The sequence below is a fragment of the Microbispora cellulosiformans genome (assembly GCF_008728085.1).
In the GTDB taxonomy this organism is placed as follows: domain Bacteria; phylum Actinomycetota; class Actinomycetes; order Streptosporangiales; family Streptosporangiaceae; genus Microbispora; species Microbispora amethystogenes.
The window spans coordinates 1-14,666 of record NZ_VYTZ01000007.1 but is presented as its reverse complement, the minus strand read 5'-3'; the positions used below and the strand labels follow the sequence as shown (position 1 = coordinate 14,666).

The window sequence follows — 14,666 nt, the reverse complement described above, 5'->3', positions numbered from 1 at the left end:
CTGTCTTTGATCTTCCGTGCCGCACACGTGCCATTTCACGCTTCGATCTTGGTTTCGGCCGCCGCCTTGAACGCCTGCCCGAGGGCTTTCGCGATGGCCTGGTCCCCGTCCTTCGTGGCGTGCAGGTAGATCAGCGCGGCCTGAGTGGACGAGTGGCCCATGCGTGCTGTCGGCTCCTTGAGGCCGGCACCGCCCCATCTCAGGGTCGTGAAGGTCGCCAGGAGCACCAGTGCCCGATACCTCCTTGGGATCACGTCGAGGATCTCGACCACCTTGGTAAGCGGGATGACCTCGCGCTCGGGAGTGTCCGGAGCGCCGGCGGCCCAACTGCTCCGCGGTACTTCGGGTGCGTCGTATCAGCGCCGGTCGCTCCGCTTCCGTCTGGTGGCCTTCCGCCGTCATGGCTTACAGTCGCTCACCATGTTTGGCCCCCGAATTTTTCTGATACTGGGTTCACTCGCGCTTCTCATCGGTGGGTGCCAAGCCGCAGGCAGCGCCGGAAGATACGCCCCTGGACGGCCCATCGTTTTCGCCCTGGTCGGCATCGGCTTGATGCTTGGCGCGCTTGTCCTGGCCGTCATCGAACAGCGAGAAGAAAAGCAAGAGCCTCCGGCGGGGGCACTCCGACCCCAGGGTGATCGCCAGGAGCAAGAGCCAGGTTCGTAGTGGCAGGGGAGGCGTGTGCGTCCGCGTACCGAGATCTCTACGGCGGCGCTGCCTGCCCGCTACCGCACCTCCTGCCATCTACTCTCTGTGATTATGTTGACATATTCGGTCGAAAAATCTTACCGGATAGGGTCCAGAGCGGTCCGCAGGAGCGCGCGGGTGTGCACGCTATTTGCGGTGGGCGCCGCCCTGCTTCGAGCCACCGGGGCTGCGGCGGACGCAGCCGAGTTCCTCCGCCGCGCCGGCGAGTCACGCGCCGCCGCCGAGCTCACGGAGGGCGTACGGCAAGGAGCCCATCCTGACGACGTCGCACTCTGTCTTGAACTCGACCGCTTTCCCTTCGCCATGGTGGCGGCCGTGGAGGACTCGCTCATGGTCCTCCGCGCGTGCGCCGTGCCCTCCCCGGCCGACGAGGCTTCGATCTGATCGCTGCTTGGGGCAGCACTCCGAGCATGGCGTCACCAGGGGCTGTCGAGGGCCATCGTGGCGAGACGGCGGGCGATGCCGGCGGTGTCGGTGTTCTGGACGTTGCTGAGCACGACCACCTCGATGTCGTCGTCGGGCAGGTACATGTTGCTCGCCGTGTAGCCCTGGAAGAGACCCGGATGGTACCGGAGCCGGTGCCCCTGGAGCCGGTCGACGAGCCAGCCGAAGGCGTACGCGCTCGACGGCAGGTTGAGGCAGCCGGTGGACGGGCACGGCGCCTGTGGCGTGAACGCCTGCTTGACCGTGGCGGGTGGCGCGACCCGGTACGAGCCGAACGCCCGGTCCCAGCGGGCGAGGTCGTCGATGGTGGAGTAGATGCCGGTCGCGGCGAACAGTTCGGAGCCGTTGAGGAGCGGAGCCGGTGATCCGAGCGTGTAGTAACCCTTCGCGTACCCGTCGGGCGGATATCCCCTGCTGTAACCGGTGTGCCGGAGGTTCAGGGGGCCGGTGATCAGCTTGTGCAGTACGACGCCGTAGGGCTCGTGCGTCACCGCCTGGATGATCGCGCCGGCCAGGACGTAGCCGGAGTTGCTGTACTTCCAACTGGTGCCGGGCTCGAAGTCCAGCGGGAGGTCCACGATCTGCTGGATGAGTCGCCGGGTCGTGGTCGGTCGCGTGATGTTGGCAAGGTAGCTGGGCAGCTTCTCGATGTTGGGGATGCCCGTGGTGTGGTTGAGCGCCTCGCGGATCGTGATGGGCCGCCATGCTGCCGGGCAGGCCTCGATGTATGCCGGGACGAGATACGGGCAGACCCGGTCGTCCAGCCCGAGCAGCCCGCGGTCGCGCAGTTTCAGCACGAGCATCGACGTGAACTGCTTGGTGATCGACATGACCCGGTAGACCGTGTCCGGCCGGTTGGGGATGTGCCTGGCCTCGTCGGCCTCGCCGGCGGCGAAACGCGCGAGCACCTCGCCGCGCCGCACCACCAGCGCCGACCCGGTGAACTGCTTTCTCGCGGCCAGATCCCGCAGATACGCCAGCATCGCCGCGCTGGTGGCGTCATCACGCGGCGCGGGCGACGTGGCCAGGGGGTCCGATTTCTGAATCGATTCGTCTGTAAGGCCGCTGACCGATGCGCCCGAATTCTGGTCCGGCTGGTTCACGGCGTCCGACAGGGCGTACTGGTCGCCGGCGGAATTCGCGACCGCGTCCGAGTTCTGCCAGTTGTACGGCATGGCCCGCGAATCCGTACCGCCCTTCTGCGCCGGTGTGACGGCGAGCGTGATGTCGCGGAGCAACTGCTGGCGCTGCCGCTCGTACTCCCACTGACGCTGCCTGTTGTGCTGCCGGTTGTGATTGCGATCGTGCGCTCTGCCATGGTCGCGTACGCCGGGGTGCGGGCCGGTCGCGACGGCGTCCGCGGCGATGGCGGGAGTGCCCAAAGGCGCGGCCCCGCCGGTCAGCGCGGAGAGGATCGCAAGGAACCCGACCATATTTGGACGCTTGAGCATTTTCTCCCCCAGGAAAGGTGCCAATGTCCCGGAATTCCGACATGTCGTTGAATCGAGCGATTCTCGTCGGGAATGCCTGACGGGCCATTTCTCTGGGGGCTTGTTCTCCCTCCGGCGGGCGTCACAAACGGCGGCCGGTGCGGTTTTCCCTCCGCATATGAATGTGTTTTGCGGGAGCTGTTTCGTCAGAGCCGCCCGGCGTCGCCGGGGTTTCGGGGCAGCCAGCGCAGCGCCGCGTCGAGGCAGTCCTCGGGGCTGTTGTTGAAGGCGATGGCGGCGTCGGGCAGATGCCGCCGCACCAGGTTGATCAGTTTCTCGAAGAACCCGAGCAGCGGCTCGTGCCTGCGGATGCCGCCCCCGATCACCACGACGGCGTAGTCGTCACGGCGCAGCGCCTCCACGACCACCGCTTCGGTGTCGTCGTCCAGTGCCAGCAGGCACCAGTCGGCCTCGACGCCGTGGTCGTCGAAACGGGCCCGGCCGCGTGCGATCCCGGCCAGTATCGGTTCCGGATCCCAGTCCTCAAGCTTGGCCGGATCGAGACCGACCACCAGTACTCGTGCCGCTGCCACGCGTCCTCCTCGCGGAACGTCGCCACGCCGCCTGACAGTGAAGGCGCCTGACGGCCTCTGCCCGGGAGCGCTGGCCGGGGGGAAGGATCTGAACCTGCGACTTCCTGCTCGAAGCGGGCGCGCCACCAGGTCGCGCCGTCCCCTCACACCGGGTGCACGGGTGATCCGGAGATCCCTGTACGCTCACGCCCCGTCGATCGGATGAAGCCTAGACCGGTAACACGCCGGGCGCACCGGGACGCGGTGCGAGACGGGCCGCCGGCGGGCCCGGTGATCGAGGTCAGCGCTCGAATCCTCGGGGGTTCAACAGCTCGGTGACCCGGAGGAACCCGTCCGTGCCGTGGCCACGGCCGATGACCCGGCGGGCGAGACCTTCGGCCGCGCGCATCACCCCCGCGTCGATGCCGTGCGACTCGGACACGTGGACGACATGGGCCATGGACGACACCGCCGAGGTGATCGGATTGACCTCGCCGGGGAACCTGCCGTGGTCCATGTCCACCGCGCCCTGCTCGAATATCGGCGGCAGGACGGCGCCGATTCCCTTCGCGAACGGCGCCAGCTCTCGCCCGGTGACTCCCTCCGCCCTCGCCACGGCGAGCGCGTGCGCGTACCCCGCCATCGCGGTCCAGAAGATGTCGAGCAGGGCGACGTCGAACGCCGCGGCCCTGCCGATGTCCTCGCCGAGGTGGGTATGGGTGCCACCCAGCTTGTCCAGCACCGGCCTGTGCTCCCGGTAGAGCTCCTCCGGGCCGCTGTGGAGGAACACCGCGGCGGGGGTTCCGATGGTCGGGGCCGGTGTCATCACGGCGCCGTCCAGATACCCGATGCCGCGCCCGGCCGCCCAGGCTCCGGTGTTCCGGGCACGGGCGGGGGTGTCGGCGGTCAGGTTCACGATCGTGCGTCCCTTGAGCGCGCGGGCGACCGCGTCACCCCGGATGATCGCGTCCACCGCGTCGTAGTTCACCACGCAGATCACGGTGACGCCGCTCGCCGCGACCGCCTCCTCGGGTGACCGGGCGCCGGACGCGCCCCGCTCGACCAGCTCCCGGTCCTTGCCCGGGGTCCGGTTCCAGACCGTCGTGGGCAGCCCGGCGTCCAGGAAGGCGCCGGCCAGCGCCCGGCCCATCGGCCCCAGGCCCAGCACGGTGACGGCAGACTGTCGGGTGTGCGAGATCAATGATTCAACTCCTGCTGAGACCAAGACGAACCTGGTGATAGGGGTGGAAGATGACGCGCAGCCGCGCCCGGGACGCGAACGTGTGCGGGGTGACCGCCGCGATCGCTGTGATCGACGGCAAGTGGAAGACGATCCTGCTCTGGCTCCTGGAGTCCCGGCCGCACCGCCCCGGTGAGCTGCGCAGGCGACTGCCGGGTCTCACGGAAAAGGTGCTGACCCAGACACTGCGGGAGATGGAGGCCGACGGGCTCGTCCATCGCGAGGTGCACGATGTACGGCCGCTGAAGACGGTGTACTCACTGACCGCGTTCGGCCGCGAGCTCTCGGAGGCGCTGGCGCCTCTTTCCGACTGGGGTCACCGCCGCCTGGAGAAACTGAGCGAGTCCCAAGCGGACTCGTAGCCTGCGCCGCCCTCCTCGTCCTGCTCGTGTCCGGCGGTCCTGCGACTGCCACGAGCAAGCATCAGGCTGTCCCGGCCCGGCTGCCAAGTACCCACAAAAAGGTGGCTACAGCGGTGATACGAGTTGTGCCCTGCCCCCGCGGGGCGTCCGTACGATCCGCTGTCTCGGGCATCCCACGCCGAATCGGTGACCGGAGGTCCGGGCGGGAGGTCAGTCGCCGGCCCGGAAGAGGGCCCAGACGGCCTTGCCGCCGTCGTCGAGGGCGTCCCAGCCCCAGGCCTGGCTGTAGGTCTCCACGATGTAGAGGCCGCGGCCGTGCTCGGAGACGAAGTCGGGCTGCACGGGAGCGGGGGCCTCGTCACTCGGGTCGGAGACGGCGAGCAGGACGTGGGGCGCGAGGCGGAGGAGCGTCAGCGTTATCGGGTGGCCGGTCGTCCGCCGCGCCGGATACAGCGCGTAACGAACAGCGTTCGTGACCAGTTCGCTCACGACCAGCGCCGCGTCGTCACCCAGCTCCGGCAGCCCCCACCGCTGCAGGGTCGTCCTCGTGACGTCGCGCGCGGTCTTGACCGAATCGGCTTGCGGGGCAAGGGGGCACATCGCCGTATCGGACGCGCACACCGCCCTCCGGAACCAGCCGAATCCCACGTCGCGGGTCAGCTGGCCGACGGATTTGGGCTCGTCCGACATGGTTGCCCGTACCTCCCGCTGGCCTGGATCGAGGGCTGGTGCATATTTGGCCCAATATGCACCTAGACATGATGGAACACCCCGTCCCACTGCTGCAAGACCCAAATGCACGTGCAGTCGTCACGTGCAAACGCACACGCCAAACGTTCCCACCCTCAGAGACACGTAGATCAGACCTTGTCATCGAGGCCCGAAGTGGTGACACTGTGTGGGCTGGGGGTGTCGTGCGGGTCGTCCCTTGGCGGCACACAGAGCCGAGGTGAGAGGGAGGCGCCGTGATACAGATCCAGGCTGGATCGGGTCCGACGGCACTGCGCATCCTGCTCGGCTCCCAGCTCCGCAAGCTCCGCGAGAGCAAGGGAATCAGCCGTGACCAGGCCGGCCGCTGCATCCGCGCGTCCGAGTCGAAGATCAGCCGGATGGAGCTGGGCCGGGTCGGTTTCAAGGAGCGTGACGTCACCGACCTTCTCGTCCTGTACGGCGTGGAGGACGACGAGACGCGCGACGTCGTCATGAACCTGGTCGACCAGGCCAACGAGCCCGGCTGGTGGCACCGCTTCAACGACCTGCTGCCGACCTGGTTCCAGGCGTACGTGGGCCTGGAGGAGGCGGCCGAGCGCATCCGCACCTACGAGGTGCAGTTCGTCCCCGGTCTGCTGCAGACCAAGGAATACGCGCGTGCCGTGATCACGGCGGGTGCGGTCGGGGCGGCGCCGGAGGAGATCGCCCGGCGGGTGGACCTGCGGCTGCAGCGTCAGCGCATCCTCGACGGCGGCAACGCGCCGACGTTCTGGGCGGTGATCGACGAGGCCGCGCTGCGCCGCCCGATCGGCGGCACCGAGGTCATGCGGGGTCAGGTCCAGCACCTCATCGACCTGATGAACCAGCCCAACATCACGATCCAGGTGATTCCGTTCAGCTTCGGCGGACACGCCGCGGAGGGCGGCGCTTTCAGCATCCTGCGGTTCTCCGATCAGGACCTGCCCGACATCGTGTACGTCGAGCAGCTTGCGAGCGCTCTCTACCTGGACAAACGGGAAGAAGTGGACCGTTATACCGGGGTCATGGAGCGCCTCTGCGCGGTCAGCACGACCCCCGCCGAGACGGTGGACCTGCTGCGGCAGATCATGACCGAGCTCTGATCAGTCGCTCCAGCCCCTCATCTGCTCTAGACTGCCCTTGGCGTTGGACACCCGCCACAGTCGAGCATGCCCGGACAGGTCGCGTGCAGGCGGAGAGGGAGGTCCCTGCGCCCCTCACGTGGGCGCGGCGCGCGTTACTGTGCCGCGGTTGCCGTGCACGACGTGCCCGCGATCACCAGCTGCTGGACCAAGGAGATCACCCCGTGAAGACCGCTGTCGAGGAGCTCAGCCCTACTCGGGTCAAGCTCACCGTCGAGGTGCCGTTCAAGGAGCTCGAGCCGAGCCTGCAGGCCGCCTACAAGAAGGTCGCGCAGCAGGTGCGCGTGCCCGGCTTCCGTCCTGGCAAGGTGCCGGCCCGGATCATCGAGCAGCGCTTCGGCCGCGCGGTGGTTCTCGAGGAGACCCTGAACGACGCACTGCCCAAGCTGTACGGCCAGGCCGTCGATGAGACCGAGGTCTTCCCGGTGAGCCAGCCGGAGATCGAGGTCACCAAGATCGAGGATGGTGAGCAGGTCGAGTTCACCGCCGAGGTGGACGTCCGTCCCGCCTTCGACATCCCCGGCTACGAGGGCGCCGAGATCGTGGTCGACCCGGCCGTGGTGAGCGACGAGGACGTCGACGCCCAGCTGGACGGCCTGCGCCAGCGCTTCGCCACCCTGACCGGGGTGGACCGCCCGGCCCAGAACGGCGACTACGTCGTGATGGACCTGCGTGCCGAGATCGACGGCCGCAACCTGGACGAGCAGCAGGCCGCCGACGTGTCGTACGAGGTCGGCGCCGGCTCGGTCCTCCAGGGCCTGGACGACGCGCTGCAGGGCATGGCGGCCGGCGAGGACAAGACCTTCCGCACCACTCTGGTCGGCGGTGAGAACGCCGGCGAGGAGGCCGACGTGATCATCACGGTCAAGTCGGTGAAGGAGAAGGTGCTGCCCGAGCTGGACGACGAGTTCGCGCAGCTCGCCAGCGAGTTCGACACGCTCGACGAGCTGAAGGACAGCATCCGCGAGCAGGCCCGCCGCAACAAGCTCGTCGACCAGGTCGTGCAGAGCCGCGAGAAGGCCCTTGAGGCGCTGCTCGACCGGATCGAGATCCCGCTGCCGGAGAGCGCGCTCACCGCCGAGATCGACGCGCGCAAGCACAACCTTGAGCACCAGATCTCCGAGAGTGGTCTGAGCCGCGAGGCGTACCTCCGTCTCCAGCAGACCACCGAGGAGGAGCTGTTCGCCGAGTACGAGGCGAACGCCGCCAAGGCCCTCAAGTCCGGCTTCGTGCTCGACAAGATCGTCAAGGCTGAGGACATCGGCGTCAGCGAGCAGGAGCTCACCGACTTCGTGGTCCGCCGTGCCATGCAGATGGGCGTCGCGCCGAACACGCTGGCCCAGCACCTCGCCGACAACAACCAGCTTCCGCTGGCGATGATGGAGATCGTGCGGGAGAAGGCCAAGACCCTCATCGGCGACGCGGCCAAGGTGACCGACACCGACGGCAACGAGGTGGACCTCAAGGCCATCTACGCCGAGCTCAACCCCGAGCAGGAGGCCGTGGGCGTGGAGGAGGCGCAGGAGGGCGACGAGCCCGCCGACGCTCCGGCCGCCGACGAGGTCAAGGAGAGCTGAGCTCCTCCGGCCACACCGGCCGGGACGTTCCTCCGGCCGTACGGCCGGGATGACGCCGGAACCCTCGTCGTGCCCGCGGGCGTGACGAGGGTTTCCGGCTATATTCGCGGCAAATCCCTTTAAATATTTCCACGTCGGCGTGCCGTCGAGCGGCCGTACCACTGGAACCCCAGGCGGACCGGCGGGCCCGCCGCCGCGCTGTCAGGCACGGCGGGGGCGGAGAACGCGGGCGCGGGCCGATCGGGGCTCGATCGTCCGCCGATCGGGGGCGGGGCATGCGCCGTCAGCGAACAGTACGGCGCGAGGGCATGACCTGTCTGCGCCGCGCGTTAAGGTCACAAGCAAAGCCAATCGTTTACGACGCATCGGAAGGTGACGCTGTGACCAGCCCGCCGACCTTCTTCCCGACCGGTGGTTCCGGCTTCGAGGCCCGGAGCCCGGAGGGTGGCCCCTCCCGCCTCGAGGATCAGCTCTACCAGCGCCTGCTGCGCGAGCGCATCGTGGTGCTCGGCACCCAGGTGAACGACGAGGTGGCCAACCGGCTGTGCGCTGAGCTCCTGCTCCTCGCCGCCGACGACCCCAACCGCGACATCTGGATGTACATCAACTCCCCCGGCGGTTCCGTGACCGCGGGCATGGCGATTTACGACATGATGGAGTATGTGCCGAACGACGTGTGCACGGTCGCCATGGGCCTGGCCGCCTCGATGGGGCAGTTCCTGCTCTGCGCGGGCGCCCGCGGCAAGCGGTACGCGCTCCCGCACGCCCGCATCATGATGCACCAGCCCTCGGGCGGCATCGGGGGCACCGCGGCCGACATCGCGATCCAGGCCGAGCAGATGCTCTATGTGAAGAAGACGCTCGCGGAGCGGATCGCCTCTCACACCGGCCAGCCGCTCGACCAGATCGAGCGCGACTCCGACCGGGACCGCTGGTTCACGGCCGAGGAGGCCAAGGACTACGGCTTCATCGACCACGTGGTGCGCAGCGCCCGCCAGGTGCCCTCCGAGGGCGCCGTCTCGTGACTGGAGCTTCCGAGATGAGTGAGCTGATCCGGCCGGGTGACATCAACGGCCGCTACGTTCTTCCCTCCTTCGTCGAACGCACGTCGTACGGCGTCAAGGAGATGAACCCCTACAACAAGCTGTTCGAGGACCGCATCATCTTCCTCGGGGTCCAGATCGACGACGCCTCGGCGAACGACGTGATGGCGCAGCTGCTCACGCTGGAGTCGCTGGACCCGGACCGCGACATCAGCATGTACATCAACTCGCCGGGCGGCTCGTTCACCGCGATGACGGCGATCTACGACACCATGCAGTTCGTCCGGCCCGAGATCCAGACGGTCTGCCTGGGGCAGGCGGCCTCGGCCGCGGCGATCCTGCTGGCCGGCGGCACGCCGGGCAAGCGGTTCGCGCTGCCGAACGCCCGGGTCCTGATCCACCAGCCCTACACCGAGGGCGGCGGTCAGGGCAGCGACATCGAGATCCAGGCTCGTGAGATCCTGCGTATGCGGTCGCTGCTCGAGGACCTCGTGGCCAAGCACTCGGGCAAGTCGCCCGACGAGGTCCGCAGGGACATCGAGCGCGACAAGATCCTCAGCGCCGAGGAGGCGAAGGCGTACGGTCTGGTGGACGACATCATTCCGTCGCGGAAGAAGCGTGCGGCGGCGGTCGCCGCTTCCTGAGGGAGTTGCCGCACCGGAACAGTGCCCATTTGGGCACGTTCCGGTGCGACTCACCGCTAGGGGGCTCACTGAGGGCCCGAGAGACGGTAACGTCGAAACCTGAGCGGGATGACGTTTTCGCACCGGATCACCATCGGTTGCGGACGGAAGCGACCGCGGCGGCAGGGGCGGTCCCACGCAAAGGAGTATCTGGGGTGGCACGCATCGGCGACGGGGGAGACCTGCTGAAGTGCTCGTTCTGCGGCAAGAGCCAGAAGCAGGTCAAGAAGCTCATCGCCGGACCAGGCGTATACATCTGCGATGAGTGCATCGATCTCTGCAACGAGATCATCGAGGAGGAGCTCTCGGAGTCCTCCGAGCTCAAGTGGGACAACCTCCCCAAGCCGCGTGAGATCTACGAGTTCCTCGACGCGTACGTCATCGGCCAGGACAAGGCCAAGAAAGCGCTGTCGGTCGCGGTCTACAACCACTACAAGCGCGTCCAGTCCGGGGAGCGGGGTCGCGACGACGGCCTGGAGCTGGCCAAGTCGAACATCCTGCTGCTCGGTCCCACCGGGTCGGGCAAGACCCTGCTGGCGCAGACCCTCGCCAAGATGCTCAACGTGCCGTTCGCGATCGCGGACGCCACCGCGCTGACCGAGGCGGGCTACGTCGGTGAGGACGTGGAGAACATCCTCCTCAAGCTCATCCAGGCCGCCGACTACGACGTCAAGAAGGCCGAGACCGGGATCATCTACATCGACGAGGTCGACAAGATAGCCCGCAAGAGCGAGAACCCGTCGATCACCCGGGACGTGTCGGGCGAGGGCGTGCAGCAGGCACTGCTGAAGATCCTGGAAGGGACCACCGCCAGCGTGCCGCCGCAGGGCGGCCGCAAGCACCCCCACCAGGAGTTCATCCAGATCGACACCACGAACGTGCTGTTCATCTGCGGCGGCGCGTTCGCCGGACTGGAGAAGATCATAGAGTCGCGGGTCGGCCGGAAGGGCATCGGCTTCAACGCGATCATCCACTCCAAGGAGGAGATGGACTCCTCGGACATCTTCTCCGACGTCATGCCGGAGGACCTGCTGAAGTTCGGCATGATCCCCGAGTTCGTCGGCCGGCTGCCGGTGATCACCTCGGTGCACAACCTCGACCGGAGCGCGCTGATCCAGATCCTCACCGAGCCGCGGAACGCGCTCGTGAAGCAGTACCGGCGCCTGCTGGAGCTGGACAACGTCGAGCTCGAGTTCACCGACGACGCGCTGGAGGCGATCGCCGACCAGGCGATCCTGCGCGGCACCGGCGCCCGCGGCCTGCGCGCCATCCTGGAGGAGGTCCTCCAGTCGGTGATGTACGAGGTCCCCTCCCGGCAGGACGTGGCCCGCGTCGTCATCACCCGCGAGGCCGTGCTGGAGCACGTGAACCCGACCCTCGTGCCGCGCGACCAGCTGCAGGCCAAGCAGCAGCGCACGCCGCGGGAGAAGTCGGCCTGACCCCCGGCCGTCGCCGGCCATTGTCCACAGGGTGTGCGGCGACGGCGCGGGAGGCGTCCGGACCTCCCTAGAATTGGGCAGCGTGACTACGTCTGAGCTGCCCACCCAGTACGCCCCCGCCGAAGTCGAGACCCGGAGCTACGAGCGCTGGGTATCGGCGGGCTACTTCACCGCCGACCCGGGCAGTGGGCGCGAGCCGTACACCATCGTGCTGCCCCCGCCGAACGTCACCGGGTCGCTGCACGTGGGTCATGCGCTCGACCACTCGGTCCAGGACGCGCTGACCCGGCGGGCCCGCATGCGGGGCATGGAGTCGCTGTGGCTTCCCGGCATGGACCACGCCGGCATCGCGACGCAGAACGTCGTGGAGCGAGAGATCGCCAAGGAGGGCCTGTCCCGCCACGACTTCGGCCGGGAGGCGTTCGTCGAGCGCGTCTGGCAGTGGAAGGAGGAATCCGGCGGGCGGATCCTCGGCCAGATGACGAAACTCGGCGACGGCGTCGACTGGTCCCGCGAGCGGTTCACGATGGACGAGGGCCTCTCCCGCGCCGTCCAGACGATCTTCAAGAAGCTGTTCGACGACGGGCTCATCTACCGCGCCGAGCGGATCATCAACTGGTGCCCGCGCTGCCTCACCGCGCTGTCGGACATCGAGGTCGAGCACAGCGACGACGACGGCGAGCTCGTCTCCATCCGCTACGGCTCCGGTGACGAGGAGATCGTCGTCGCCACCACCCGGGCGGAGACCATGCTCGGCGACACCGCGGTGGCCGTCCACCCCGCCGACGAGCGATACGCGCATCTCATCGGCAAGCACGTCGAGGTCCCGCTGACCGGCCGGCGCATCCCGATCGTCGCCGACGAGCACGTGGACCCCGCCTTCGGCACCGGTGCGGTCAAGGTCACCCCCGCCCACGACCCCAACGACTTCGAGATCGGCCGCCGCCACTCGCTGGAGTCGCTCGTCGTCATGGACGAGCGCGGCGTCATCACCGCCCACGGGCCGTTCCAGGGCCTCGACCGGTTCGAGGCGCGGCCGGCCGTGGTCGCCGCGCTGCGCGAGCAGGGCCGGATCGTGGCCGAGAAGCGGCCGTACGTCCATTCGGTGGGTCACTGCTCCCGCTGCAAGACCGTGGTCGAGCCGCGGCTGTCCCTGCAGTGGTTCGTCAACGTCACGCCGCTGGCCAAGGCCGCCGGTGACGCGGTGCGCGACGGTCGCACCCGGATCCACCCGCCGGAGCTGGCCAAGCGCTACTTCGACTGGGTCGACGACATGCACGACTGGTGCATCTCGCGGCAGCTGTGGTGGGGTCACCGCATCCCGGTCTGGTACGGCCCGGACGGCGACATGGTCTGTGTGGGGCCCGACCAGGAGCCGCCCGCCGGTTACGAGCAGGACCAGGACGTCCTGGACACGTGGTTCTCCTCCGGCCTGTGGCCGTTCTCCACGCTCGGCTGGCCCGACGAGACGCCTGAACTGGCCCGCTTCTATCCGACGACCGTGCTCGTCACCGGCTACGACATCCTCTTCTTCTGGGTCGCCCGGATGATGATGTTCGGGCTGTACGCGATGGACGGTCAGCCGCCGTTCCGCACGGTGGCGCTGCACGGCATGGTGCGCGACCAGTTCGGCAAGAAGATGTCGAAGTCGTTTGGCAACGTCGTCGACCCGCTCGACTGGATCGAGCGCTACGGCGCGGACGCCACGCGGTTCACCCTGCTACGCGGCGCGAACCCCGGCTCCGACGTGGCGATCAGCGAGGACTGGGCGGCCGGATCGCGCAACTTCTGCAACAAGATCTGGAACGCCACCCGCTTCGCCCTGATGAACGGCGCCGTCTCCGACGGCCTGCCCGGCGACCTCACCCCGGCCGACCGCTGGATCCTGTCGCGGTTGCAGCGGGTCGTCACGACCATCGACGCGGCCTTCGAGGACTTCGAGTTCGCCAAGGTGTCCGACGCGCTCTACCACTTCGCCTGGGACGAGGTCTTCGACTGGTACGTCGAACTGGCCAAGGTGCAGTTCGCCGAGGGCGGGGCGGTGGCCGAGAACACCAAGCGGGTGCTCGGCCATGTCCTTGACGCGCTGCTCCGGCTGCTCCACCCGCTGGTGCCCTTCGTGACGGAGGAGCTGTGGCGGGCGCTGACCGGGGGAGAGTCCATCGTCGTCGCGCCCTGGCCCGCCGTCTCGCCCGAGTTGCTCGACCCCGCGGCCGAGCAGGAGATCGTCGCGTTGCAGAACCTGGTGACCGAGGTGCGCAGGTTCCGCTCCGACCAAGGTCTGAAGCCCGGCCAGCGGGTGGCCGCACGGCTCTCCTTGCCGGGTACGGCTCTCGCCGCCCACGAGGGCGCGGTCCGCGTCCTGCTGCGCCTGGACGAACCGTCGGAGACCTTCACTCCCACGGCCCGTCTCACCGTCGGCACGGTCCTCGTGGAGATCGACACGGCCGGAGCCATCGACGTCGCCGCGGAGCGTAAGCGCCTGGAGAAGGACCTCGCCGTGGCACGCAAGGAGCAGGCTCAGGTCTCCGCGAAGCTGGGCAACGAGCAGTTCATGGCGAAGGCGCCCGAGGACGTGGTGGCCAAGGTGCGCCGGCGTGCTGAGCAGGCCGCGGAGGACATCTCCCGTCTGGAGGCCCAGCTCACCGCGCTGCAGGGATAGCTGCGGCAGATGAGGTTTGGGAGTGCCAGAGGCAGGGCAGGACTGTGAAGTTGCGCAAGTTGTGCTCGGCATACCCTGGCGGGTGCTAGTCTTTGTGCACGCGCAGGGAGTCGGCGAGTCGGAATACCCGAAGGGGATCCGGCTGTTAGGCTCTCTGCACTCCCTTCCTCTCACCCGATCTCGGGTCATCTCGTTGCGATTCGACGGGATGTCGCGGATCAGGTAAGTTCGAGGGGTTGCCCCGGAGACGGGGTGGCCGGAATTCTCGGCCGGAAATCGGAATTCAATGCAAATCGCCTCGATTTGACACGAATAACGAGACCGGACAGAATAAAGGCACAACGGAAAACGCCCCGGAGTTCGGGACCTGGTTCAAGGGTCTTGGGTGATGGTGGTCGCGTCCGTTTCTTGAGAACTCAACAGTGTGCTAAAAGCCAGTGCATGAATCATGCATGACCCCGTCACCGTTGTTGGTGGCGGATTCCTTTGACGGTGCCCTTTCTTAGCTGGGGGGTGCCGGCCAGGGGTTCACTTTTCAGACATTGTTTGGAGAGTTTGATCCTGGCTCAGGACGAACGCTGGCGGCGTGCTTAACACATGCAAGTCGAGCGGAAAGGCCCTTCGGGGTACTCGAG

At 67.7% G+C, this 14,666-nt stretch carries 13 protein-coding genes and 1 rRNA gene; 9 read left to right on the top strand and 5 right to left on the bottom strand.

Going from position 1 to position 14,666, the window contains the following annotated elements:
* Positions 1-35: 35 nt before the first annotated feature.
* The gene (locus tag F5972_RS19855; RefSeq protein WP_150935101.1) at positions 36-272 is read right to left on the bottom strand and encodes a hypothetical protein; all 237 of its coding nucleotides are present in this window, start codon (positions 270-272) and stop codon (positions 36-38) included.
* Between the two features lie 553 nt (positions 273-825).
* Here F5972_RS19855 and F5972_RS19850 point away from each other — a divergent pair.
* The gene (locus F5972_RS19850) at positions 826-1,092 is read left to right on the top strand and encodes a hypothetical protein (protein WP_225311669.1); all 267 of its coding nucleotides are present in this window, start codon (positions 826-828) and stop codon (positions 1,090-1,092) included.
* A gap of 32 nt (positions 1,093-1,124) precedes the next feature.
* Here F5972_RS19850 and F5972_RS19845 read toward each other — a convergent pair whose 3' ends face one another.
* From F5972_RS19845 to F5972_RS19835, 3 genes are all read right to left on the bottom strand, one after another.
* On the bottom strand, positions 1,125-2,585 hold the full coding sequence (locus tag F5972_RS19845; protein ID WP_191910226.1) for a serine hydrolase domain-containing protein: 1,461 nt from the start codon (positions 2,583-2,585) through the stop codon (positions 1,125-1,127).
* A 203-nt stretch (positions 2,586-2,788) separates the two neighbouring features.
* A complete protein-coding gene (locus F5972_RS19840; RefSeq protein ID WP_150935099.1) occupies positions 2,789-3,175 on the bottom strand; it encodes a hypothetical protein in 387 nt (128 codons plus the stop codon).
* Positions 3,176-3,455: 280 nt separating this feature from the next.
* The gene (locus F5972_RS19835; RefSeq protein WP_150935098.1) at positions 3,456-4,355 is read right to left on the bottom strand and encodes an NAD(P)-dependent oxidoreductase; all 900 of its coding nucleotides are present in this window, start codon (positions 4,353-4,355) and stop codon (positions 3,456-3,458) included.
* A gap of 50 nt (positions 4,356-4,405) precedes the next feature.
* Here F5972_RS19835 and F5972_RS19830 point away from each other — a divergent pair, with 50 nt between their 5' ends.
* Complete coding sequence (locus F5972_RS19830; RefSeq protein WP_150935097.1) at positions 4,406-4,756, top strand: winged helix-turn-helix transcriptional regulator; 351 nt, start codon at positions 4,406-4,408, stop codon at positions 4,754-4,756.
* Positions 4,757-4,966: 210 nt separating this feature from the next.
* On the opposite strand, the gene F5972_RS19825 is transcribed toward F5972_RS19830, so the two are convergent.
* The gene (locus F5972_RS19825; protein ID WP_150935096.1) at positions 4,967-5,446 is read right to left on the bottom strand and encodes an ATP-binding protein; all 480 of its coding nucleotides are present in this window, start codon (positions 5,444-5,446) and stop codon (positions 4,967-4,969) included.
* Positions 5,447-5,721: 275 nt separating this feature from the next.
* Here F5972_RS19825 and F5972_RS19820 point away from each other — a divergent pair, with 275 nt between their 5' ends.
* The 7 genes from F5972_RS19820 to F5972_RS19790 all read left to right on the top strand — a co-directional run.
* Positions 5,722-6,588 carry a helix-turn-helix domain-containing protein gene (locus tag F5972_RS19820; protein ID WP_150935095.1) on the top strand — a complete coding sequence of 289 codons (867 nt, stop codon included), beginning with the start codon at positions 5,722-5,724 and terminating at the stop codon, positions 6,586-6,588.
* Between the two features lie 203 nt (positions 6,589-6,791).
* On the top strand, positions 6,792-8,204 hold the full coding sequence (gene tig / locus F5972_RS19815; RefSeq protein ID WP_150935094.1) for a trigger factor: 1,413 nt from the start codon (positions 6,792-6,794) through the stop codon (positions 8,202-8,204).
* A 380-nt stretch (positions 8,205-8,584) separates the two neighbouring features.
* Positions 8,585-9,229: a ClpP family protease gene (locus F5972_RS19810; RefSeq protein ID WP_150935093.1), complete on the top strand. Its 645-nt coding sequence runs from the start codon at positions 8,585-8,587 to the stop codon at positions 9,227-9,229.
* A gap of 14 nt (positions 9,230-9,243) precedes the next feature.
* Positions 9,244-9,891 (top strand): ATP-dependent Clp protease proteolytic subunit, encoded by a 648-nt coding sequence (locus tag F5972_RS19805; RefSeq protein WP_117410256.1) that lies wholly within the window; start codon positions 9,244-9,246, stop codon positions 9,889-9,891.
* Between the two features lie 194 nt (positions 9,892-10,085).
* Positions 10,086-11,369, top strand: coding sequence for an ATP-dependent Clp protease ATP-binding subunit ClpX (clpX, locus tag F5972_RS19800; RefSeq protein WP_150935092.1), 1,284 nt, complete (start codon positions 10,086-10,088; stop codon positions 11,367-11,369).
* Positions 11,370-11,442: 73 nt separating this feature from the next.
* A complete protein-coding gene (locus F5972_RS19795) occupies positions 11,443-14,031 on the top strand; it encodes a valine--tRNA ligase (RefSeq protein WP_150935091.1) in 2,589 nt (862 codons plus the stop codon).
* Between the two features lie 543 nt (positions 14,032-14,574).
* Positions 14,575-14,666, top strand: a 16S ribosomal RNA gene (locus F5972_RS19790); the annotation flags it as partial.